23 protein-coding genes are annotated in these 23042 nt (G+C 71.3%); 17 read left to right on the plus strand and 6 right to left on the minus strand.

The window, feature by feature from the left end:
• Positions 1 to 49: 49 nt before the first annotated feature.
• From AC5DRG_RS50035 to AC5DRG_RS50055, 5 genes are all read right to left on the minus strand, one after another.
• Positions 50 to 1246, minus strand: coding sequence for an ABC transporter substrate-binding protein (locus AC5DRG_RS50035; RefSeq protein WP_491807011.1), 1197 nt, complete (start codon positions 1244 to 1246; stop codon positions 50 to 52).
• A gap of 38 nt (positions 1247 to 1284) precedes the next feature.
• Entirely contained in the window at positions 1285 to 3822 is a 2538-nt protein-coding gene (locus AC5DRG_RS50040; RefSeq protein WP_491807012.1) for an ATP-binding cassette domain-containing protein, read from the minus strand.
• A gap of 12 nt (positions 3823 to 3834) precedes the next feature.
• A complete protein-coding gene (locus AC5DRG_RS50045; RefSeq protein WP_491807013.1) occupies positions 3835 to 4704 on the minus strand; it encodes a branched-chain amino acid ABC transporter permease in 870 nt (289 codons plus the stop codon).
• A 162-nt stretch (positions 4705 to 4866) separates the two neighbouring features.
• Entirely contained in the window at positions 4867 to 6249 is a 1383-nt protein-coding gene (locus AC5DRG_RS50050; RefSeq protein WP_491807014.1) for an FAD-dependent oxidoreductase, read from the minus strand.
• A gap of 129 nt (positions 6250 to 6378) precedes the next feature.
• The gene (locus AC5DRG_RS50055; RefSeq protein ID WP_491807015.1) at positions 6379 to 7446 is read right to left on the minus strand and encodes an NAD(P)-dependent alcohol dehydrogenase; all 1068 of its coding nucleotides are present in this window, start codon (positions 7444 to 7446) and stop codon (positions 6379 to 6381) included.
• Positions 7447 to 7505: 59 nt separating this feature from the next.
• On the opposite strand from AC5DRG_RS50055, the gene AC5DRG_RS50060 reads away from it, so the two are divergent.
• From AC5DRG_RS50060 to AC5DRG_RS50140, 17 genes are all read left to right on the plus strand, one after another.
• Complete coding sequence (locus tag AC5DRG_RS50060) at positions 7506 to 8312, plus strand: SDR family NAD(P)-dependent oxidoreductase (RefSeq protein WP_491807016.1); 807 nt, start codon at positions 7506 to 7508, stop codon at positions 8310 to 8312.
• A gap of 117 nt (positions 8313 to 8429) precedes the next feature.
• Positions 8430 to 9563 carry an acyl-CoA dehydrogenase family protein gene (locus AC5DRG_RS50065; protein ID WP_491807018.1) on the plus strand — a complete coding sequence of 378 codons (1134 nt, stop codon included), beginning with the start codon at positions 8430 to 8432 and terminating at the stop codon, positions 9561 to 9563.
• Between the two features lie 103 nt (positions 9564 to 9666).
• A complete protein-coding gene (locus AC5DRG_RS50070; protein ID WP_030616158.1) occupies positions 9667 to 10455 on the plus strand; it encodes an enoyl-CoA hydratase/isomerase family protein in 789 nt (262 codons plus the stop codon).
• Positions 10440 to 10814, plus strand: a complete 375-nt coding sequence (locus tag AC5DRG_RS50075; RefSeq protein ID WP_491807020.1) for a Zn-ribbon domain-containing OB-fold protein — start codon at positions 10440 to 10442, stop codon at positions 10812 to 10814. The genes AC5DRG_RS50070 and AC5DRG_RS50075 overlap by 16 nt, the downstream gene beginning before the upstream one ends.
• Positions 10811 to 11959 carry a thiolase family protein gene (locus AC5DRG_RS50080; protein WP_491807021.1) on the plus strand — a complete coding sequence of 383 codons (1149 nt, stop codon included), beginning with the start codon at positions 10811 to 10813 and terminating at the stop codon, positions 11957 to 11959. The genes AC5DRG_RS50075 and AC5DRG_RS50080 overlap by 4 nt, the downstream gene beginning before the upstream one ends.
• A 34-nt stretch (positions 11960 to 11993) precedes the next feature.
• Positions 11994 to 13205 carry an acyl-CoA dehydrogenase family protein gene (locus AC5DRG_RS50085; protein WP_491807022.1) on the plus strand — a complete coding sequence of 404 codons (1212 nt, stop codon included), beginning with the start codon at positions 11994 to 11996 and terminating at the stop codon, positions 13203 to 13205.
• Complete coding sequence (locus AC5DRG_RS50090) at positions 13202 to 14173, plus strand: phosphotransferase family protein (RefSeq protein ID WP_491807023.1); 972 nt, start codon at positions 13202 to 13204, stop codon at positions 14171 to 14173. Before AC5DRG_RS50085 ends, AC5DRG_RS50090 begins: the two co-directional genes overlap by 4 nt.
• Positions 14174 to 14182: 9 nt before the next feature.
• The gene (locus AC5DRG_RS50095; protein WP_491807024.1) at positions 14183 to 15397 is read left to right on the plus strand and encodes an acyl-CoA dehydrogenase family protein; all 1215 of its coding nucleotides are present in this window, start codon (positions 14183 to 14185) and stop codon (positions 15395 to 15397) included.
• Complete coding sequence (locus tag AC5DRG_RS50100; RefSeq protein WP_491807025.1) at positions 15394 to 16170, plus strand: SDR family oxidoreductase; 777 nt, start codon at positions 15394 to 15396, stop codon at positions 16168 to 16170. The genes AC5DRG_RS50095 and AC5DRG_RS50100 overlap by 4 nt, the downstream gene beginning before the upstream one ends.
• Positions 16167 to 16931 (plus strand): SDR family NAD(P)-dependent oxidoreductase, encoded by a 765-nt coding sequence (locus AC5DRG_RS50105; protein WP_491807026.1) that lies wholly within the window; start codon positions 16167 to 16169, stop codon positions 16929 to 16931. The genes AC5DRG_RS50100 and AC5DRG_RS50105 overlap by 4 nt, the downstream gene beginning before the upstream one ends.
• On the plus strand, positions 16928 to 17716 hold the full coding sequence (locus tag AC5DRG_RS50110; protein ID WP_491807028.1) for an enoyl-CoA hydratase-related protein: 789 nt from the start codon (positions 16928 to 16930) through the stop codon (positions 17714 to 17716). The genes AC5DRG_RS50105 and AC5DRG_RS50110 overlap by 4 nt, the downstream gene beginning before the upstream one ends.
• A gap of 117 nt (positions 17717 to 17833) precedes the next feature.
• Positions 17834 to 18460 (plus strand): TetR/AcrR family transcriptional regulator, encoded by a 627-nt coding sequence (locus AC5DRG_RS50115; RefSeq protein WP_491807029.1) that lies wholly within the window; start codon positions 17834 to 17836, stop codon positions 18458 to 18460.
• Between the two features lie 92 nt (positions 18461 to 18552).
• Positions 18553 to 18903 carry a nuclear transport factor 2 family protein gene (locus AC5DRG_RS50120; protein ID WP_491807030.1) on the plus strand — a complete coding sequence of 117 codons (351 nt, stop codon included), beginning with the start codon at positions 18553 to 18555 and terminating at the stop codon, positions 18901 to 18903.
• Positions 18900 to 19283 (plus strand): nuclear transport factor 2 family protein, encoded by a 384-nt coding sequence (locus AC5DRG_RS50125; RefSeq protein WP_491807031.1) that lies wholly within the window; start codon positions 18900 to 18902, stop codon positions 19281 to 19283. Before AC5DRG_RS50120 ends, AC5DRG_RS50125 begins: the two co-directional genes overlap by 4 nt.
• A gap of 19 nt (positions 19284 to 19302) precedes the next feature.
• Complete coding sequence (locus AC5DRG_RS50130) at positions 19303 to 19623, plus strand: EthD family reductase (protein ID WP_491807032.1); 321 nt, start codon at positions 19303 to 19305, stop codon at positions 19621 to 19623.
• 59 nt (positions 19624 to 19682) lie between these two features.
• Positions 19683 to 21224 (plus strand): class I adenylate-forming enzyme family protein, encoded by a 1542-nt coding sequence (locus tag AC5DRG_RS50135; protein ID WP_491807033.1) that lies wholly within the window; start codon positions 19683 to 19685, stop codon positions 21222 to 21224.
• Positions 21221 to 22291: an MBL fold metallo-hydrolase gene (locus tag AC5DRG_RS50140; RefSeq protein WP_491807034.1), complete on the plus strand. Its 1071-nt coding sequence runs from the start codon at positions 21221 to 21223 to the stop codon at positions 22289 to 22291. Before AC5DRG_RS50135 ends, AC5DRG_RS50140 begins: the two co-directional genes overlap by 4 nt.
• Here AC5DRG_RS50140 and AC5DRG_RS50145 read toward each other — a convergent pair.
• Positions 22288 to 23037: an SDR family NAD(P)-dependent oxidoreductase gene (locus AC5DRG_RS50145; RefSeq protein WP_491807035.1), complete on the minus strand. Its 750-nt coding sequence runs from the start codon at positions 23035 to 23037 to the stop codon at positions 22288 to 22290. The genes AC5DRG_RS50140 and AC5DRG_RS50145 overlap by 4 nt on opposite strands.
• Positions 23038 to 23042 lie beyond the last annotated feature (5 nt).

A 23042-nucleotide genomic window follows, 5' to 3' on the forward strand; every position in this document is an offset into this window, starting at 1 on the left:
GGCCGGCACCACCTGCGCACGCAGTGCCCGGTCGTGCCGGCGCAGGCGCTCAGTCGCGTGCCGGGGGAGTGTAGAAGTCGCCGACGGAGGTCCAGACGCCGTTCTTCACGACCACCCGCTGCACGCTGCGTGTGCCGAGGTGGTTGCTCGTGCTGAAGTTCATCACCGGCGAAACCCCCGGGTCCACCTTGGTCGCCTTCTCGTACGCCGCGGTGAGGGACTGGGCCGTGACGGGTCCCTTGACGGTCTTCGCGATCTCGGCGAACACCTTCGCGTTGCTCCACCCCCAGAGGGCCAGGAACCCCGCGGTCTGACCGGGCTCGTACTTGGCCATGGCGGTACGGAACTCCTTCACCGCCGGGTCCGCGCCCGTGGGCGCCTTGACCAGTTGTACGGCCTTGAGACCTTCGGCGGCATCCTTGGCCAGGGAGACCGTCGACTCCGCCGCCACCGGCGCGTAGGCGTAGGTGGGCAGGGAAAGACCCTGCAACTTGGCCTCGTTGAGGAACGCAGCCGCCTCGGGGGAGGTGAGGATCAGGACCACCGCCTGCGGATTCGCGGATTTCACCTTGCTGATCACGGGGGTGTAGTCGGTGGTCTGGTACTTGACCGGCAGCCTGTCGACCTCGACCGAGGGGTCCACCTTCTTCGCGATGGGCTCCACCTGCTCGGCCACGTTCACGAACGCCGCCGGGTCACTGTGCACGACGAGGATCTTCTTCGCGCCGTCCTGCACCGCCCAGGCGGCGATCGCCGCGGCCTGGTCCTCGTAGAGGGTCTGGGTGCCGAACAGGCCGGGGCGCGGCGGCTCGTACCAGGACTCGGTGCCGCCCACCTCGTTGAGGACCGGCACCTTGGACTGGTTGAGGACGAACGGGAAGGCCGCCTCCGCCTGGGAGGTGCCGTTCGCGTTGACGATGGCCACGACCTTGTCCTGGCCGACCAGTTCGCGTGCGATCTGCACGGTCTGCTGCGGGTCGGCCGCGTTGTCCTTGACGGTCCATCGGACCTTGCGGCCGTTGATGCCGCCCTGGGCGTTGACCATCTTGAAGTAGGCGTCGGCGCCCGCCTTCTCGGCCACGCCGTACGTGGCGGTGGCGCCGGTGAGGGGAAGCCACGCGCCGATATGGATCTCGGACGAGCTGTCGGCGGCCCCTGCGGAGTCCTCACCGGCGCACGCGTTGGCGGTCAGCGCCACCGCCGCCAGGACGGCCATCGCGCCTGCGGCGCGGCGGAATTTTCTCATTGTCCGGAACACGGTCCACCTCGTTCACAACGGGATTGTCAATTCACTGGGGAGGTCCGGGCGTTGACCGCCGCGGTCGTGGCGGCCGGGTCCGGGCCGCCGTTGAAGTAGGCCGCTTCCGCCAGGCCCGCGAACTCCGGGTCGCCAGCCCGCCCGTGGGCCGCGACGACGCCCTCGTGCAGCACGGCCACCTCGTGGCACACGGACATGGCCCGGCTGAGGAGTTGTTCGAGCAGTACGACGGTCAGTCCGTCGTGGGCCAGCCTGGCCAGCCGGTCGTACACCTCGTCGACCAGGGCGGGGGCCAGCCCGAGTGCCGGTTCGTCGACGATCAGGACGTCCGGCGCGACGATCAGGGCCCGGGCGATGGCCAGCATCTGCTGCTCTCCGCCGGACAGTCCACCGGCGGAGGCGGACATCCGGTCGCGCAGCCGCGCCGGCAGCCACTGGACGGTCTCCTCCATCCGCTCGCGCAGCGGCGCGCCGGTGATGCCCGCCGCGTAGGCGGCGACTTCGAGGTTCTCGCGCAGGGACAGCGTCTTGAACAGGGCCCGACCTTCGGGCGCCAGGCTGGTGCGGACTGTTCCGCCCAATTCCCGTACTCCACTGGCTGGTTGGAGCGAGCCGTGCAGGATGCCGGCCAGCGTGCTCTTGCCCGCTCCGTTGGCTCCGGCGATTCCCAGCACGACCCCCTGGCGGACGTCGAGGTCGACGCCTCGCAGCGCGACCACGCCGCCGTACGTGTGGCCGACCCCGTGCAGGCGGACCATGCTCCGTTCGCCCACGTGCTCGGGCGGCCGTGTCCTGCCGTCGACCGTTCCCAGGTACGACGAGCGCACCTTCGGGTCCTGCAGAACGGTGTCCGGGGTGCCCTCGCCGATCGTGCGGCCGAAGTCGAACGCGAGCACCCGGTGCGCGACGGAGAAGAGGTCGTCGAGGACGTGGTCGATGACCACCACGGCGGTGCCGTCGGCGTGCAAGCGCCTGATGTGCTGGGCCAGCAACGCCCGTTCGCCCGCGTCGAGGCCGCCGAACGGCTCGTCCAGGATCAGCAGTCTCGGTTCCTCGGCCATCGCGCGGGCCAGGTCGAGGCGCTTCTGGAGGCCGAACGGCAGCTCTCCGGGGCGGCGTTCGGCCACGTCCGCGAGACCGACGGAGTGCAGCAGCCGCGCGACATCGGCCCGGTCCCTGGCGGTGATGCGGCGACGGGTGCACAACACGTTCTCCGCGACGGTGAGTTCGGAGAAGACCTCCGCGTGCTGGAACGTGCGGCCGATGCCCAGCCGCCGCCGTGCGGTCGCCCTCGCCTTGAGAAGGGGCCGGCCGGCGAAGTCGGCGCTCCCGCTCACCCGGCCGTTGCCGGTCAGCCCCGACAAGGCGTTCAACAGGGTTGTCTTTCCCGCCCCGTTGGGGCCGATGACGGCCAGGATCTCGTTCTGCCGGAGGGTCAGCGAGGCGTCCTCCAGGGCCTTGAGTCCGCCGTAGGAGACCGACACATGCTCCAGGCGCAGCAGTGCGGGGCCGCCGCCCGCAGCCTCGGACGGGGGCCGCAGCGGTGAGAGGTCCGCCGACGCTTCGGCCGGCAACGGGACTTGGGCGTCCGGCCGTCGCCGCACGCGCCGCAGGACGCTGCGCGCGGGCCTGGCGAGGAACGGTACGACTCCACCGGGGAGGAAGAGGAGGACCCCGATCAGTACGAGGCCCTGCACGACCGGCTGGGGCAGTCCCACGGCGGAGGAGAGCGAGGGGTTCCAGGTCAGGTAGATGCCGCCGGCCACCGCGCCGAGGATGGTGCCGACCCCGCCGAGCACACAGGCCGCGATCAGTGAGATGCCGAAGGCCAGCGAGAACGGATCCGGGCTGACGAACCCGGTGAGCAGTCCGAGCAGCACGCCCGCGAAGCAGGTGCACGCCCCGCTCACCGCGAACGACAGCGACGACTGCGCCTCCGGCGCGATACCGACCGTACGGGCGGCCAGGGGATGCGACTTGGCGGCCACCAGCCGCATCCGCAGCCCCGAGGCGGCGGCCGGCACGGCGAGTCCCAGTACGGCGGCGGCGGCGCCGACCGCGAGGTACTGGGCCTCGGTGCCACCACCCAGGAGGGTGCCCAGGCCGAGGGCGCTGCGCAGCTGGAGGACCGGTACTCCCTGGTCGCCGCCGGTCACGCTGCTCCAGCGGTTGACCAGTTCCAGGGTCACCGTGGTGAAGGCGAGGGTCAGCAGGGCGATGTAGAGCACCGAGAACCTTGCGCCCGCGTAGCCCAGGAAGGCGCCCAGGGCGGCACCGGTCGCGACGGCCCCGATGACCACTGCTTCCAGGGGCCAGTCGTGGCCGCTGCCGTAGGCGGCGAAGTAGGCGCCGATGGCGAAGAACGCGGGGTGGCCCACCGACCAGATGCCGGACCAGCCGGCGAGCAGGCCGACCGACAGCACGACGATCGTGTACACGGCCGCGAGTCCCACCGAGTACATCTGGTACGCGGGGATCGCGCCGGAGGCCATGAACGCCATGAGCACCGCGCCGGCGGCCGGGCCCAGGGCGGCCTTCGCCAGGAGGGAACGGTTGAAGACCATGGATGCGACCCCTCAGACCCGTTGGAAGGTGCGGGTGCCGAACATGCCCTGGGGGCGGATCAGCAGCACCAGCACGGTGAAGGAGAAAACGAACGTGTCCCGGAAGCTGGCGGAGACGTAGTTCGCCGCCAGGTTGTCCAGGACGCCGATGGTCAGGCCACCGAGGACGGCGCCGTACATGCTGGTCAGGCCACCCAGGAAGATTCCGGCGAAGGCCCGGAAGAGGGGCGCGACCAGTGCCGTGGGTGCCAGGCCGGACCGCGGTGCGTACAGGCAGGCGGCGAGCGCGGCCAGGCCGAGGCCGAGTGCCCAGGAGATCCGGGCCAGGCGCTGTGCGCCGAGGCCGATGACGCGGGCCGTTCCGGCCGACTCGGCGGCGGCGCGCATGGCCGAGCCGAGCGTGGTGCGCGAGAACAGATAGCCCACGAGTGCCATCGCCACCGCGGCGACGCTGATCGTCACCAGGCTCTGTACCGGCACAGCAGCGCCCGACCAGCGCACGGTGCCGTCGACCAGGCTGGGGAAGGCCTTCGGCTGGTCGCCCCAGACCGATCCGGCCAGGCTCTCGGCCACCAGCGAGACGCCCATGGTCACGACGAGCGCGGAGAACAACTGTCCCTGCCCCAGCGGTCTGATCACCGTTTCGCGCACCAGCAGGCCCGCCGCGACGGTGATCGCGACGGCGGCGAGCAGGCCGAGCACCGTCGCCACACCGCGGTCGTGGAGCGAGACCGCCACATACAGGCCCAGGGTCGCGAGGGACGCCATCGCGAAGTTCACGACGTCCGTGGCCCGGTAGATGATGACCAGCCCGAGACCCATGAGGCCGTACACGGCCCCACTGGCCACGCCGCTGACCAGGACAAGCAGGAACTGACTCACAGTCCCTCCCTCTGGAAGAGCGCGTTCACGCCACACAGGAAGGCAGCGCGTCAACATCACGTATCGCGAAGTTAAAGTGAACTCACTTCAGTAAGCTAGGCATTGCGGTACCGGGCGGGCAAGACTCGTGCACGGGATTTGTGCCGCCTGCCCGGCCGAGGCTCAGCGTCCGGCGGCCGTCGGCGTCTCCGTGAGCGCGGTCCGTGCCGCTGCCAGACCGAACACCAGCGCGGGGGCAAGACCGCCCGCGTAGGCACGTCGGTACAGCCCGCCCGCGTCCCCACCCGCCGCCAGCAGGCCGGGCACCGGACTGTGCCCGCCCGTGTCGGCGCCCCCGTCCCCGTCCGCATCTGCGGACATGACGTGGGCTCCGGCGTCGATCAGCAGGCCCCCGAAGGTGAACGTGATCGCCGGGGCGGCCTCGATGACGTAGAAGGGCGGCTCGTCCAACGGCCGGGAGTCGAGCAGGCGCCCGGGTATCGTGATGCCGCCCGCGCCCACGGTCGCGTTGAACTCCTCGATACGGTCCCGGATCGTGGCGCCGGGATAGCCCCACTCCTCGGGCATCGACGCGAAGTCCTCCAGGCTGTCCGCCACCGCGCTGCGAGCGCCGGCGCGATGGCACAGCTGGAACTTGTCCACGCCGGGGATGCCCTGCACGTACGAGGCGCTGATCCACTCCCGGTGCACGCGCGCGTCGGCCACCAACAGGCCGCGGGCGCCCGGCCGTTCCAGCAGTGCCATGGTGGTGAGATGGTCCCCGACCGTCTCGTCGACGAAGCGCTCGCCCGTCGTGTCGAACAGCAGGGCGTGCTCGCTGTAGTACAGCGCGAGGTCGACGAAGCGCGCGGGGTCGGACAGGGAGACGCCCGCCGGCATCAGATGCCCGTAGAACCCCGCGTCCTTCTTGCCGAACCCCGCTCCCGCGGCTCGGCCGAGCGCGAGTCCGTCGCCCCGGCTGTGCGGGTTGGCCCGCAGTTCGATGTCCGCGGCCTGGGGGTGGAGGAACTGGGCGCGCAGGCGTGGATCGCCCTGGAAGCCGCCGGTGGAAAGCAGGGTCCAGGTGGCCTCGATCCGGCGTTCGGAGCCGTCGGGCAGGAGGCACTCGGCCCCTTTGACCATGCCGTTCTCCGTCAGGAGCGTGCGGGTCCAGGTGCCGGTCAGCATTTCCTGGCCCCGGTCGCGGATCAGCCGCTCGCATGTGTCGAGGTAGTGGCCGGTGTCGACTTGATGCCCGCGGCCGAAGCCGAGAACGGGCACCGGTGGCTTGCACTCCACGCCGAGCGACCGGATCCACGCCACGCCGTCGGCGAACCCGCCCACCAGGGCGCCGACCAGTCCCGCGTCGCCGTCCGGATTGACCCGGCGCAACTCCTCGACGGTCGGGGCGGTCCAGACGAAACCGGCGAAGCGGGCGGAGCCGCCGGTGCGTTCCGCCTTCTCCACCAGCACCACCGAGCCGCCCTCGGCGGCCACCCGGGCGGCGGCCGAGAGACCGGCCATGCCGCCGCCTATCACCAACAGATCCACCGTGTCCGCACCCATAGCGGGTCCCACCGCCCTCGTGTCGCCGAGTGGAAGTCGCGCGGGACCAGACGCTAATTGAACTCACTTCTGTAGTCGATAGCTCGGTCGAGGTGCGGTAGGGAAGTGCGGGTTTCGGTCAGTCGGGGGTCAGTCGGGAACGAGAACCGCACGCCCCCGCACAGCGCCCGCGCGAAGCCTCTCCAGCACGTCTGTCGCTCGCGACAGCGCGAACTGCTCGACCTCCACGGTCAAGAAGCCCTCGCGGGCCAGCTCGACGACCCGTTCCAGCTCGGGCAAGGTTCCCCAGAAGGGCAACGAGATCCGCGTTCCAGGCGGGAGCGCACCGGGTTTACGGACCGTCAGCTCGCCGCCTCCGCTGCCGACCAGGGCCAGCTCCCCGCCCGCCCGAAGGACGGCGACCGCGAGCTCCAGGCTGGAGCGGCTGCCGACGAAGTCGAGCACGGCGACCGCTCCAGCCCCGCCCGTCCAACGCCGGAGGACCTCCGCGGTGCCGGGCCGCAGGAGCGTGCCGAAGTGCGCGCCGCACTCGTCGGCCAGAGCGAGGGCCTCCTCCCGTACGTCCACGGCCAGCACCTGCGCGGTCGTCGTGGCCCGCAGGATCTGCACGGCCAGATGCCCCAGCCCGCCGACGCCGAGTACGACCACGCTTCCGCCGTCGACGAGTGAGCGCCCGGCGGTGGCCACGGCGTGGTACGCGGTGAGCCCGGCGTCCGTCAGAGGCGCCGCCTGGATCGCGGTCAAGTCGCCGACCGGGACCAGCAAGCGCCCGGACGGGACGAGCAGCACGTCGGCCATCCCGCCGTCGCGCCCGAGTCCCACTCCGGTACCGGTCCGCTCCGCGTCGAGCCTCGCGCGCCGATCGCAGTAGTTCTCGGCGCCCGACGCGCACCGCGCGCAGTGCCCGCAGCCCCAGGGGCCGTACACGACCACGCGCTCACCGACCCCCGGACCCACGGCCCGCGGGCCGCGCTCCACCACCCGGCCGGCGACCTCGTGGCCGAGGGTGAAGGGAGTTCGGTAGGGGAGGCTGCCCGCCCGGGCGTCGATCACGTGGAGGTCCGACCGGCACACCCCGGCCGCCTCGACCCGCACCAGCACCTCTTCGCCCGCCGGCGCGGGCCGCGGCACCTCGGTGAGGACCGGTGGGCCGCCCCAGCGGGTCAGCCGGACCGCTCTCGTCCCGCCTGTTGACATGTGTGAGACGTTAGCAAAAATGAAGTCAGTTCAGTAGACCGAGCGAGGGGTGATCCGGCATGGATGACGAGCTCGGCGGCGGGCGGACGGAACGCTTCGCCGGACGAGTCGCCCTGGTCACCGGCGCGGGCTCCGGCATCGGCGCGGCGGTCGCCCGGCGGCTCGCGGCGCAGGGTGCCGAGGTCTTCGCCGCGGACATCGACGGCGCGGCGGCCGAGGCCGTCACCAAGGACCTTCCCGGAGCGCACGCGCTGACCATGGACGTCGCGGACTCCGTCCAGGTCGAGCGGGCCTTCGACGAGGCGGTACGGATGCGTGAGCGCCTGGATGTCATGGTGCACGCGGCCGGGGTCGACGACCCCACGGCCAAGGAGTGGATCGCCGACGCGCTGCTCGCCGGCCGGCCGCCCGAGGTGACCGGAAGACTGGGCGACGACGCCTGGCGGCGCGTCCTGCGCGTCAACCTCGACGGCACTTTCCACGTTCTGCGTGCCGCTCTGCGCGTCATGGTGCCCCAAGGCCGCGGCGCCGTCGTCACCGTCGGCTCGTCGTCGGCCTTCGACACCCAGGCCGGCTATCCGCACTACGCGGCGTCGAAGGCCGGAGTGCACGCGTTGAGCCAGGCCGTCGCCAAGGAGGCGATCGCGTTCGGCGTCCGTGTCAACACGGTGGCGCCGGGGCCGACGGAGACGGGGATGGCGGCGCGGACGCCGACGGCGCTTCGGCAGGGGTTCGTCAACCGGCGTGTGCGTCCGTATGCCACGCCGGAGGAGATTGCCGACATTGCTCTGTTTCTGGCGAGTGAGGAGGCGGCGAATCTCGTGGGGGCCGTGCTGCTGGCCAATGGGGGGCGGTTCACGGTGTGAGGGCTCAACTCCGGGTGGTCGGCTGCGGGTTGTTCGTGGCTGGTCGCGCCCACGCGGCGGAGCCGCATATGTCACAGCCCCGCGCCCCTGGGGTGGGTGTGGTCGAGGGAGGTTTTGATGTTTCGGGTCGATATCGATCCCCTGCTGCTGTTGGAGACAGACGAACAGCGCCAACTACGGGCTGTCCTACGGGACTTGCTCGCCGAGACCTCTGGGTCCGAGGAGGTCCGCAAGCAGGCTCAGAGCCCGCGCGGATACGACCAGGTGCTGTGGGGCCGGCTCGCCGGCGAGATCGGAGTGCACGGGCTCGCCCTGCCCGAGGAGTACGGCGGGGCCGGGTATACCTTCGCCGAACTCGCCGTCGTCCTGGAGGAGACGGGCCGCGTGCTGTGTCCCGTGCCGCTGCTGCCGACCCTCGTGCTGGCCGGTCAGGCCCTGCTGAGCAGCGGCGACCGGCGGGCCTGCGAACGCTGGTTGCCCGGTGTCGCCTCCGGCGCGCTCACGGCCACCGTGGCCGGATTCCCGCACCGGGCGGACGTGACGGCCGAGCGCGGCCCCGACGGCTGGGTACTGCGCGGCGAGGTCGACTTCGTGCTTGACGCAGAGGGTGCCGATCTGCTGCTGGTCGCGGCCCACGCGCCGGACGGGGAGCGGGTGTTCGCCTGTGAGCCGGACGCCGCTACCTGCGACCGTACGGCTCGCCGGGTCCTCGACCCGACCCGCCGTCAGGCGCACGTCCGCTTCGGCGGAGCGGCGGCCGAGCCGGTCGGTGCGGCCGGGCAGGCGTCGACAATCGTCGCCGCCGTGCTCGACGCCGGGCGGGTGGCGCTGGCCGCCGAACACGTTGGCGGCAGCGGGCACGCCCTGGGGGCCGTAGTGCAATACGTCTCGCACCGAACACAGTTCGGTCGCGCCATCGGGTCGTTCCAGGCGGTCAAACACCGACTGGCCGATCTTCTGGTCGAGGTCGAGGGTGCCCGCTCTGCGTCGGCGTACGCGAGCGCCTGCCTCGCCGCGCAGACACCGGAACTCCCGCTCGCCGCAAGCGCCGCTACGGTCGCGTGCACCGGTGCGTACCGCCTTGCCGCCACGGAATACATCCAGCTCCACGGCGGAATCGGCTTCACCTGGGAGCATCCCGCCCATCTCTATCTGCGCCGGGCGCGGGCCGACGAGGCGCTGTTCGGTACGGGCGACGACCACCGTCTGCGCCTGGCCGGTCTGCTCGGACTCACCGGTCCTGCGGACTGATCCTGCGCGGGCCGCGCGGAGCGGCCATTGCTTCCCGGTCCATTGACACGGGCAACTACTGGCCAGAGAATCGAACTCAATTCAGTTCAGTTTGGAGGAGCTCATGGCAGTCGAAGACGAGATCCAGTTCGAGCGGGACGGTCATGTGGCGCGGGTCTGGCTGAACCGCCCGCACAAGAAGAACTGCGTGACCGTGCCGATCCTGAACCGGCTGGACGAGATCATCACCGAGGTCGACGCGGACCCCGAACTGCGCGTGCTGGTCCTGCGCGGACGCGGCAACACCTTCTGCTCCGGATTCGACCTGGACAGCCTCCAGGCCGACTTCGTCGGCAGGTCCAACGCCATCGACGTCGCCGTGCTGTCGGCGAAGGTCTGTGACCGGCTGTACTCGATGAGGACCCCGTCGATCGCCGTCCTCGAAGGGCATGTCACCGCGGGCGGCTTCGAGTTGATGATCTCCTGCGACTTCGCGATCGCCGCGGACGACGCCCTGATCGGCGACTTCCACATCCGCCGCGCACTGTTCGGCGGGGCGGGGCCGATCTACCGGGTGCCGCGCATGATCGGCGTCCGCAAGACCAAGGAACTCATGCTCACCGGCAAGCTGCTGACCGGCGTCGAGGCCGCCGAGTTCGGCCTCATCAACGCCTCGGCGCCCGCCGACAAGCTCGACGCCACCGTCGAGGAGTTCGCCGGGGACCTGACCGACAAGAGCCCGTTCACCATGTGGATCACCAAGATGACCATCGACCGGAGCCTCGACGCCGACATCCAGTCCCTGATGGTCATGGAGCACCTCGCGGTCGGCGTGATGCTCAACTCCGAGGACGCTGCGGAGGGCGTGGCGGCGTTCCTGGACAAGCGGGAGCCGCAGTGGAAGGGCCGCTGAACGCCCTGCCGGAGGAGACCGGGAGGCGGCTGCGCGGCTCCCGGTGCGCCGACTGCGCGGTGGCCAGCTATCCCGCCGGGCCGGCTTGCCCGCGCTGCGGGGGACCGGCCGAGCCGGTCGCGCTCTCCGGTACGGGCACCCTGTGGACCTGGACCGTGCAGCGGTACGCGCCCAAGTCGCCGCCGTACGTGCCTCCAGCCGCCGGATTCGCACCGTTCACCGTCGGCTACGTCGAACTACCCGAAGGCGTCCGCGTGTTGGTCGCCCTCGACGTCCGGCCCGAGGACGCGGAGATCGGCATGCCGCTCACGATCACGGTGGGCGACGGCGTGCCGAGGGCCAGGGGAGCCGTCGTATGAGCGGCGAGCACGTACTCGTCTGCGGCGCCGGGATCACCTCCTTCGCCCGTACGGAGGCGAGCGGCCGACAGCTGGCCGTGCAGGCCGTACGGGCCGCTCTCGCCGACGCCGGACTGCCCTGGTCCCGGGTGCGGGCCGCGTACGGCGGCAGCGATGCCTCCGGGAACGCCGACACGCTGGTCGCCGAACTCGGCCTGACCGGGGTGCCGTTCACCAACGTGCGCAACGGCTGCGCTACCGGCGGCAGCGCGCTGGTGTCGGCCGTCAACGCGATTCGCTCCGGGGCGGCGGACGTGGCCCTCGCGATCGGCTTCGACAAACACCCGCGCGGCGCCTTCGCCCCGCGGCCCGCCGACTGGGGACTCGACGAGGCCTACGGCCGCGACGGGCTGATGGTCACCACACAGTTCTTCGCCATGAAGATCCAGCGGTACATGCACGACCACGGCATCAGCCCCCGCACCCTCGCGCAGGTCGCCGAGAAGGCGTACGCGAACGGAGTTCTCAACCCCCACGCCTGGCGCCGCAAGCCGCTGGACGCGGACGAGATCCTGGCGTCCGGCATGGTCAACGACCCCCTGACCCGCTACATGTTCTGCTCGCCCGGCCAGGGTGCCATCGCGCTGATCCTGTGCAGCAAGGCGGTGGCCCGCGAACTCGGCGGAACACCGATCGCGCTGCGGGCGGCCGTCGTACGGACCCGCCGGTTCGGCTCCTTCGAGGTGTTCAGCCCCTGGGCGCCGCCCGGGACGCCGACGAGTGTGAGCGCGGACGCCGCGCGACACGCCTTCGAAGAAGCCGGGTTGGGGCCCGGGGACATCGACGTGTGCCAGCTGCAGGACACCGAGAGCGGGGCCGAGGTGATGCACATGGCCGAGTGCGGGTTCTGCGAACACGGCGAACAGGAGTCGCTCATCCCGTTCGGGGCGACCGGGATCGGCGGCTCGCTGCCGGTCAACACCGACGGCGGTTGCATCGCCAACGGCGAGCCCATCGGCGCCTCCGGACTGCGCCAAGTCCACGAGGTCGTCCAGCAGTTGCGCGGCCGGGCGGGCGAGCGGCAGGTGCCGGGCGATCCGTCGGCCGGCTTCACCCACGTGTACGGGGCGCCGGGCGTCAGCGCCTGCACCGTACTGACCCGCTGAGTCGAACGATGAGGAGAAGGGAGGGCAGAGCACCATGAGCGGCATTCCCGAGCCCGCGGAGTTCCGCGCCGAAGCCCGGAACTGGCTGACCGGCGTGGCCACAGAGCGGGCCGCACGCCAGCAACAGGGCCGCGGCGACGACTCGGTGGCCGTCTTCGAGAACTGGACCGAAGCCGAGGAACGCACGCACACCGACCGGACGCGGGACTGGGAACGCACCCGATACGACCACGGCTGGGGTGCGCTCGACTGGCCGCCGGAGTACGGAGGGCGTGAACTGCCGTCGTACTACGAGCAGTTGTACCGCGCCGAAGAGGCCGCCTTCGACGTGCCACGGCGCACCGAGATCTTCCCCGTCACCCAGCAACTCGTCGCCCCCGCCATCCGTAGCTGGGGCACGCAGGAGCAGAAGCGGCGCTGGCTGCGCCCCATGCTCCGCACCGACGAACTCGCCTGTCAGCTGTTCTCCGAGACCGAGGCGGGCTCCGACCTCGCCGCCGTCCGCACCCGGGCCGTGCGGGAAGGCGATGGCTGGCTCCTGCGCGGCCACAAGATCTGGACGTCCGGCGCCCGGGTCGCCACCTGGGGCGTCGCCGTCTGCCGCACCGACCCCGATGTGCCCAAGCACGCGGGCATCACGGTCTTCCTGGTCCGCATGGACGCACCCGGCGTGACCGTACGGCCCATCCGGCAGATGACCGGCGGCTCCAGCTTCAACGAGGTCTACCTGGACGACGTGTTCGTCCCCGACGCCGACCGGCTCGGTCCCGTCGGCGAGGGCTGGCGGGTGACCCTCACCGTCCTCGCCGCCGAACGCCTCGACTCCGGCGGCCTCGGCCTGGACAACGCCGAACGGGCCGTCGACCTCGCACGGCACCTGCCCCGCCCGCTCACCGGCGGGGAACAACAGCAGACGGCCGACCTGTACGTCCGCGCCCTCGTCCAGCGGCTCACCGGACTACGTGTGACGGCTGCCCTGGCGGCCGGCCGCGAACCGGGCGCCGAGGCCTCGGTCGGCAAGCTGCACGCCACGGCGACCATGCGCGCCACCACCGACCTGGTCCAGCAACTCCTCGGGCCGCGCCTGGCCGCCGACACGGGGGAGTGGGGCACGTTCGCCTGGACCGAGCACCTGCTCGGCGCTCCCGGCTATCGCATCGCCGGCGGCAGCGACGAGATCCAGCACAACATCCTGGCCGAGCGCGTGCTGCGACTGCCCAAGGAGTCGAAGGGGGCCGGGAGTTGAGTACGACGACCGAGGTGACGGAACTCGCGCGACGAGTCCGTGAGCGACTCGCCGAGCGACACCCCGCCGACCCCCTCGGCGACCTGCGGACCCTGCCCGGCGGCCACTCGGGACTCACCTACTCCATTACAGCGGGACCGGTCTCGTACGTCGTGAAGGCGGTACCGCCGGGACAGCGGCCCGTCGGTCGCAACGATGTGCTGCGCCAGGTCCGGGTCCTGCGCACGCTCGCCGGATCACCGGTGCCTGTGCCGGGCGTCGTCGCCGTCGACGAACGTGAACCGGGCTGGTTCGCCATGGAGTTCGTCGACGGCGACGCGACCGAGCCCGTCCTCGACGAGCACCACCTGGACCCCGCACTGTGCCGGACCCGGATGCTGGCCCTGGCCGACGTGCTGCGAGATCTGCACGGGACGACCAAGACCGAGGCCGCCGAACCCCTCGACATGGCAGGGGAGTTGACGCGGTGGACCCGCACCATGCGTGCGGTGCCGGTTGAACTCCGCCCTGGGGTCGAGGACCTGCTGAGCGACCTGGCCGCGCAACTCCCCAAGGACATCAAACCCACCCTCACGCACGGCGACTTCCGTCTCGGCAACGTCCTGTGTCAGGACGAGCGGCCGGTCGCCGTCGTCGACTGGGAGATCTGGGGGTACGGCGATCCGCGCATCGACCTCGCGTGGTTCCTCCTCTTCGCCGACCACCGCAACTTCCCCCGACTCGGCCGCGCCGTCCCCGGCCTGCCGACCGAGGAGGAGCTGCTGAGCGCCTACCTCGACGGACGACCCGCACCCCCCGACTTCGACTGGTTCCGCGCCCTGGCCCGCACCAAGATGGCCGCGATCATGGGCCACAACCTGCGCCGGCACCGCGAGGGCAAACACCACGACCCCGACCAGGAGCGGCTGCCGCCGACCATCGCGGCGATGATCCGCACGGCCCGCGGCATCCTCGCCCGACGGTCCTGAAGGAGCCTCATGGATTTCGGACTCTCACCGAGGGCTGACGAACTCCGTTCACGCATGGCCGCGTTCATGGAGGAGTACGTCCTGCCCGCCGAGCCCGTCTACGACCGCCAGCTCACCGAGGCGGACGACCCACACCAACTGCCACCGATCATGTGCGAGTTGAAGGAGAAGGCGCGGGCCGAGGGCCTGTGGAACCTCTTCCTCGCACACGGCGACTGGGGCGCGGGCCTCACCAACCTCGAATACGCGCCGCTCGCCGAACTGGCCGGACGCTCCGTCATCGGCCCCGAGGTGTTCAACTGCTCGGCCCCCGACACCGGCAACATGGAACTGCTCACCCTCTTCGGCACGCACGAACAGCAGGACCGCTGGCTACGGCCCCTGCTGGCCGCCGAGATCCGGTCCTGCTTCGCCATGACCGAGCCCGAGGTGGCCAGCTCCGACGCGCGCAACATCCGTACCCGGATCACCCGGGACGGCGACGAGTACGTCGTCAACGGCCATAAGTGGTACACGTCCGGGATCCTCGATCCCGACTGCCGGCTGATCATCCTGATGGGGGTCACCGACCCCGACGCGCCGACCTATCGGCAGCAGAGCATGCTGCTGATCCCCCGTGAGACACAGGGCATCACGATCCTCCGTGACCTGCCGACGTTCGGCTACACCGACCGCTGCGGCCACGGCGACGTGCTCTTCGAGGACGTACGCGTGCCGGTGTCCGCGCTGCTGGGCGGTGAGGGGGAGGGGTTCGCCCTGGCTCAGGGGCGCCTTGGGCCCGGCCGTATGCACTACGCCATGCGCGCGGTCGGATTCGCCGAGCGCGCACTGGAGTTGATGTGCCGCCGTGCCCTGACCCGCAGGGCATTCGGAGGTGCGCTCGCCGAACAGGGCGTGGTCCGCGAGTGGATCGCCCGCAGCCGGATCGAGATCGAGCAACTACGGCTGCTGGTCCTCAAGTCGGCCTGGCTGATGGACACCTCGGGCAACGCGGCCGCCCGTACCGAAGTCGCCGCGATCAAGGTGGCCGCACTGGAGGTGGCCCACCGGGTGGTCGACCGGGCGGTCCAGGCGCACGGGGCGGCCGGCGTCAGCGACGACACCGTACTGGCGCGGCTGTACGCGATCACCCGGGCGCTGCGGATCGCGGACGGGCCGGACGAGGTCCATCTGCGGACCGTCGCCCGGCGTGAACTCGCCAAGTATCCCGAGGAGTCGGTGTGAACGGACAGGTGCTGGACGAGCGGGTGGCCGTGATCACCGGCGGCTCACGGGGGATCGGCCTCGGCATAGCCAAGGCGTACAGGGAGGCGGGCGCCCATGTGGTGATCGCCGCCCGCAAGCCGGACGGACTGGCCGCCGCACGTGAGGAGTTGCTGCGCGTCAAGGGCGACGGCGAGGTGTACGACGTGGTCGCCCACGCGGGCCGGCCGGAGGACGCCGAGCGCTGTGTCGAGGAGAGCATGGCCCGGTTCGGGCGGCTCGACGTCCTGGTCAACAACGCGGCCACCAACCCGTACATGGGCCCGCTCCTCGACCTGGACCCGCCGCGGGCCGAGAAGACCGTGCAGGTCAACCAGTACGGCATGGTCGTCTGGACCCGGTATGCCTGGCGGGCATGGATGCGGGAGCACGGGGGAGCGGTCGTCAACATCGCCTCCGTCGGCGGGCTGGTCGTCGATCCGCAGATCGGCTGGTACAACGCCACCAAGGCGGCGATGCTCCACTTGACCCGGCAGCTCGCCTACGAACTCGGTCCGTATGCCAGGGTCAACGCGATCGCGCCCGGTCTGATCAAGACCGAGCTGGCGCGGGCCGTGTGGGAGCCGAGGGAGCCGGTCCTGACCGCGAAGCTGCCGCTGCGCAGGCTGGGAACGGTGGAGGACGTGGCGAACGCGGCGGTGTTCCTCGCCTCCGAGGCGTCGTCGTGGATGACGGGGCAGACGCTGGTCCTGGACGGCGGGGCGACCGCGCTGCCGATCGGGGTGGACGGATGACCGTCGCCGACCTGTTCTCGCTGGAGGGCCGCACGGCCGTGGTCACCGGAGCCTCGTCCGGGCTGGGTGCCCGATTCGCGACCGTACTCGCCGCGGCCGGCGCCACCGTGTTCGCGGCGGCTCGCAGACTGGACCGGCTCAAGGAACTGGCGGACGGCGAGCCGCGCATCCACCCGGTCGTCTGCGACGTGTCACGCGATGAGGACCGGCAACAGCTGGTCGAGACAGCCCTGGAGAACAGCGGACGCTTCGACGTCCTGGTCAACAACGCGGCGGCGCCCGGAGCCGTTCGGGCACAGGACGAGAGCCCCGGGGACTTCTCGGATGTGCTGGCCGTGAACCTGGTGGCGCCGTTCCACCTGGCTCGGCTGCTGGCCGAGACGCCGTGCGGTGGCGACCTTACGAGATCGGTGGTGAACGTCTCCTCGGTTCTCGGGCTCGTGTCCGGCGCCCCGCTCGGGGGTGCGGCCTACGCCGCCTCCAAGGCCGGGCTCATCGGGCTGACGCGTGAGCTGGCCGGGCAGTGGGGGAGGGCCGGGGTACGCGTCAATGCCCTCGCCCCGGGCTGGTTCCGCTCCGAGATGACCGAGGGGCTGTTCGCCGACGAGCGCTCACGACGCTGGGTGGGGCGCGGCACGATGCTGGGGCGAGGCGGTCAACAGGGCGAGCTTGACGGGGCGTTGCTGTACCTGGCCTCGGACGCGTCCTCGTACTGCACCGGCCAGGTGCTCACCGTGGACGGCGGGTGGACGGCGCGATGAGGGTCACCGTCGAGGTGGACGGCGACGGGGTGGCCCACGTCGAGATGTGCAGGGGTTCGGGCAACGCGATCGACCTTGCGATGGCCAGGGGGCTGCTGGACGCGGCGCGGGAGTGCGAGGCGGTGCGGGTACGAGCGGTGCTGCTGACCGGACAGGGGCGGTCGTTCTGTGTGGGCGGCGACCTGAGTGAGTTCGGCGGGCTGTCCGGCGAGGAGTTGGCCGGGCATCTGACCGACGTCACCCACGCGCTGCACGGGGCGCTGCGGATCTTCGCCGGCCTCGACGCGCCGCTGGTCGCAGCCGTGCAGGGCGCTGTGGCGGGGGCCGGACTCGGGCTCGCCATCGCCGCCGACCTCGGCTTCGCCGCCGCGGACGCCGGTTTCACTGCGGCGTACACGGGGATCGGCTACTCGCCGGACGCGGGGGTCAGCTGGCTGCTGCCCCGGCTGGCCGGGCCCAAGCGGGCGATGGACCTGCTGCTCACCAACCGCCGGATCTGCGCCGTCGAGGCGCTGGAGATGGGGCTGGTGAGCAGGGTCGTCGAGCCGGAGCGGCTCCAGGAGGAGGCCGCCGGCGCGGCGCGGGTGCTGGCGCGCGGGGCCACAGGGGCCTACGGCGTGACGCGGCGCCTGGTCGCCGGGGCGCTGTCGGCCGGGCTGGACGAACAGCTCGACGAGGAGGCTCGCCTGCTGGGTGCGGCCGCGATGTCCGCGGAGGGGAGGGAGGGCGTGGCCGCGTTCCTCGCCAAGCGGCGGCCGGACTTCGCGCGAGCGGTGGCCCGGTGAACAGCGAGGTCGCCCATGAGGGCGCGGCCGCCTCGACTCGAAGCCAACCTGAACTTGGGTCTACTCTCGGACGACCGGGCGGTGATCGGATCCGGTCGTGGAGGAGAGGGAGAGACGATGGCAAGGGCGCGGATCGTGGATCCGGAAGAGGGGCCCAGGTCGAAGCGGGCGGCCATCCTCGTGGCCGCCGTGGAGCGGTTCGGCGAGGACGGCTACGAGAACACCAAGTGGTCCGAGGTCGCCGAGCGCGTCGGCATCGGGCAGACCGCTCTCTACCACTACTTCGAGTCGAAGGCCCACTGCCTGCTCACCATCATGCGTCTGGAACTCCAGCGCTCCCACGACATGTTCGTCGAGGCCACGGCGGACAAGTCGGACCCGGTGGACGCGTTGCGCGCGGCCGTCCGTTCTGCCTTCGCGGTCAGTGAGCAGGAGATCCACCAGATGCGCATCCTGCAGGCCAACATGTCCCTGCTGGCCAACCCGCGCAAGTCCAAGCGCGAGGAGACCGAGCGGGTCGCCGCACGCCAGCTGGTGCAGATGGTCGAGCGGGACTGGACGAGCCTGCTGATGCGCGGCATGGCGAAGGGCGCCTTCCCGGTCCGCGACGCGCACACCCTCGGCCTGGCCGTTCTCGGCATGATCGTCAGTGTCTGGCGCTGGTACCGCCCGACCGGGGCGATCCCGCTTTCGGAGATCAGCGAGATGATCGAGGAATGCGTGGTGCGCATGGTCGCCGAATAGCCTCCGCCCCGCCCTCTTGTCGGGGGCGGGGCGACCGTCTTACAGTCAAACTGAATTGAACTCAGCTTGTTTCGTGGGGAGGGCGATCAGCAGTGGTGCTTCGCGAATACATGGCCCGGATGGACGGCCAGGACCCGGACAAGGCCCTGGAGTTGGTGGAGCCCGGTTTCCGTTTCCTCATCGCCCTGCCCGGCGGTCAGCGCAGCGGGGAGTCGCGCGCGGACTTCGCCGCGTACATAGCCGGGCGCCAGGCGGTGGACCGTAGGCACGAGATCAAGCGGTACGCGGTCGACGGTGACGTCGAGACGGCGTACGGCTTCGTGGTCGAGCAGGGGGTGACCACGGGGGCGTTCCTGTCCGCCGTACAGGTCTCGCCCGGCGGGCTGATGGCCCGCTACCAGTCCTTCTTCACCACCGAATTCGACCTGGTGGACCGGCCGTGACCGCGCCGGCCCCGTCGTCCACCGCTCCGTTCCTGACCCGGTGGTTCGCGATCCTCGACAGCGACGACGCCGACCGGATCCTCGACCTGACCAGCGACGACTTCGAGTTCTCCATCCTGTTCTCCACCGGGGGCGACGGCGCGACCGACTTCCGGGGCGGCCGGGCCGAGATGGAGGGCTACCTCGCCCAGCGCGAGGTGGGCGTCCGCACGCACCACCTGCTCACGGCGTCCACCGTCGGCCGGGACGAACTGTTCCTCGGCGAGGTACGCCGCTGCGGCGAACCGGAGGCGACCTTCGTGGCCGGCGCCCGGCTCGACGACACCGGCCGGGTACGACGGCTGCTCATCGGCCGTTCACCCGCGGTGCTGTTCACCTGAGAAGCCCGAGGAGGGCGCGATGTACACCCTGGTCCTGCTGGCCGCCCGCCCGCCCGAGTGGACGCACGAGCGGTTCATCGACTGGTGGCGCGGCGACCACGCCGAGCTCACCCGCACCCTGCCCGGACTGAGGTCCTGGCGGCACACCGACATCGACGCGGCCCTCGAACCGCGCTCCGAAGGCTGGGACGGCGTCTCCGTCCTGGGCTTCGACACCGCCGAGGACCTGCGCAAGGCACTGGACAGCTCCGAGTGGGCCGCCGCCGTCGCGCAGGTGGGGGACATGCGGGGCCGGCGGATCGCCGTCATGGGCGGCGAGATGGAGATGTACGCGGGCTGATCACGCCCGCCCAAGGCAGGCACCACCACCTTTCGCGCGACGAGGCGAGGAAGCAGCGGATGCGACAGACAGTGCGGGAGTTCCAGGAACGCGCCGAGAAAGCGGACTTCACAGCCGTCGTAGACGACTACGGACGGCACAGTGCGCGCGACCTGCTGGAGCGGGCGGCCGAACTGGCCGACGCCATGACAGCGGACGGCACGCCCGGCGGGACCGTCCTCCTGCAGGCCGACAACTGCTGGCGCACCGTCGCCGCGACCCTCGCCGTGGGGATGACGGGCGGTGTCCTCGCACTGGTCAACCGGCACACCACGCAGGCCGAGTTCTCCGCGGCCCTGGAGGACATCCGCCCCGACGTCGTCATCGCCGAACCGTCCGCGTTCGAGGAGTGGCAGGCACGCCGGAGCGCGCCGGACGCAGCCATCACGGCCGAGGCTCTCGACGGCTGGACGGTCCTCGCCGGCCATGGCCCGCGCGATGCCTCCCGCTGGTCCGGAGGCTCGCTCATCGGCCTCACCTCCGGCTCCACCGGCCGGCCCAAAGGGGTCGTCCAGTCCGAGAGCGCGCTGCGCTACGCCTGTACCTGCACCGCCGACATCAACGGCTTGCGCGAAGGCGACGCGGTGGCCGCCGTCGTGCCCCTCTCCTCGACCGCCGCGTACTGCTTCGGCGTCTGCATGGCCCTGATGCTCGGCGGACCCCTCGTCCTGAGCGGCCGGTGGGACCGCGAGGAAGCCCTCGCCCGGATGGCCGGGAACGACGTCCGGTGGACCATGTGCGTGCCGACCATGGCACTCCAGATGGGCTCGGCGGCAGCCGGATCCCGCGTCCTCGCAGGAGTGCGCTCCCTCACCGTCGGCGGCGGCCCCATGGACCGCGGCGCCCTCGCCCGCGCCGAACGCTCCCTCGGCACACGGATCCTGCGGGTCTTCGGCATGTCCGAGTGCCTCGGGCACACCTCGCCGCGGCCCGACGACCCCGAGGAGATCCGCCTGGACCGGGACGGACGTCCGTTCCCCGGCACCGAACTGCGCGCCCTCGCCCCCGACGGCACCGTCCTGGGTCCCGGCCGGACAGGCCGCGCCCAGGTCCGCGGCCCCTCCCTCTTCCAGGGCTACGCCCGCGACGGCAAGGTCGAGCCGCCCGCCCTCACCCCGGACGGCTTCTTCCCCACCGGGGACCTGCTGATGACCGGCGACGACGGGACGGTCACCATCATGGGCCGGGAGAAGGACGTCATCATCCGCGGCGGCCGCAACCTCGACATCACCGAGATCGAACGTGCCGTCGCCGCCCACCCGGGCATCGCCCGGGTGTGTGTGGTGCCCGTTCCGGACCCGCTGCTCGGCGAACGGGCGGCCGTGCTCGTGGTCACCGAGAACGGCCTCGACGGCATCGGTCTCGACGAGGTCACCGAACACCTCGACCGCACCGGTCTCTCCAAGGCCAAGTGGCCCGAATTCGCCTTCACCGTCGGCGAGTTGCCCCAGACGACGGTCGGCAAACTCGACCGGTCCGGAGCCCGCAGGCTCGCACACGAACTGCACGCCCGGCTCGCCTCGGAGCCGACCAGGCAACCGCACCAGCAAGGAGATGCATGACTACCCCCACGACCCGCACCCCCCGCTTCGACCGCGGCCGCTGGGCGGAAGCAGGAGCCGAGACCGTACGACCCGGCGTCCACCGCATCCCGCTCCCGCTGCCGGACGACGGACTACGGGCCGTCAACGTCTACGCGTTGGAAGGCCTGGCGGAGGGGCTGGTCCTGGTCGACGGGGGGTGGTCGATCCCCGAGTCCCGCAAGGCGCTGGAGGACGCGCTCGCCGACCTCGGCCACGACCTCGGCGAGATCAGCCACATCCTGGTCACCCACATCCACCGCGACCACTACACCCAGGCCGTCGAGCTGCGCCGACTGCTCGGCTCGCGGGTCTACCTCGGCTCGGGTGAACGGCCCGGCCTGGAGCTGCTGGGATCACTGAGCACGACTCAGCCCGCCGGGTCGCTGGAGACGCTGCGCAGGGCCGGAGCCCATGAACTCGCCGAGCGGGTGGCCGCGATGGACCACGGCGACTTCGACCCGAGTGTGTGGGAGGCGCCCGACCGCTGGCTGGAGGCGGAGGAACTCCGGTTCGGCGAGGCGCAGTTGCGGGTCATCCCGACACCAGGCCACACCCGGGGACATGTCGTCTACCTCGACCAGGCGCGCGGGCTGCTCTTCTCCGGGGACCACGTCCTGCCGCACATCACCCCGTCCATCGGCTTCGAACTCGGCGCGACCGCACTGCCGTTGGGCGACTATCTCGACTCGCTGCGCCGGATGACGACCCTCGCGGACGCCCGACTGCTGCCCGCGCACGGCCCGGTCGGCGACAGCGTGCACACCCGGGTCGGTGAGCTGCTGGCCCATCACGACGACCGGCTCGCCCAGACCCTCGCGGTCCTCGGCGACCGCACGCTCAACGCCCATGCGGTGGCGGGGGAGTTGGGTTGGACGCGGCGCAAGGTGTCCTTCGCCGATCTGAACGCCTTCAACCAGATGCTCGCCGTCAACGAGACCGCGGCCCACCTGGACGTGCTGGTGGCCCGCGGCCTGGCCCGGCACACGCGCTCGGACGGCGGCGTCGACCACTACACCGCCGTCCACGGCACCGCCGTCCCCGGTTAGCGCGCCGTCCAGCCTCCGTCGACGTACAACTCCGAGCCGGTCATGAAGCTCGCGTCGTCGGAGGCGAGAAACGCCACCGCCGCCGCGACCTCCTCGGGCGTACCCAGGCGCCCGAGCGGAGTGCCCTCGACCATGGCGGTCAACCGGGGCGTGCCGCGCCACAGTTCGCGGGAGCGGGGCGTCTCGATGAAACCGGGATGCAGGGAGTTGACCCGGACGCCGCGCTTCGCCCAGTGCAGCGCGGCGTTCTTCGTCATGAGGCGTACGGCTCCCTTGGCCGCGTGGTACGAGAACTGGGCGCCGAAGCCGCCAACGGTCCCGAAGATCGACGCGACGTTGACGACGGAGCCGCCGCCGGAGCGCTCGATGGCCGTGCCGGCGTGCTTCATGCCGAGCCATACCCCGGTCTGGGTGACCCCGATGACCTGGTCCCAGGTCTCCCTCGTCTCCGTCTCGACGGTGCCCATCGCGGCGATGCCGGCGTTGTTCACCAGCACGTCCAGAGAGCCCAGTTGGCCGATCACGTGGTCGACGACCGCCCGCCAGGCCGACTCGTCGGTGACGTCCAGGGCCAGCCCCAGGGCCCCACCTCCGACGTCATCGGCGAGCTTCTCGCAGCGCTCCGCGTCCACGTCGGTCACCACCACCGCGGCGCCCTCGGCCGCGAGCCGCCGTACGACGGCGTCGCCGATGCCTCCCGTGGCGCCGGTCACCAGCGCCACCTTGCCGGCCAGCCTCGCCTCCATCACGC

The sequence above is a fragment of the Streptomyces sp. JLBG701 genome (assembly GCF_058544905.1).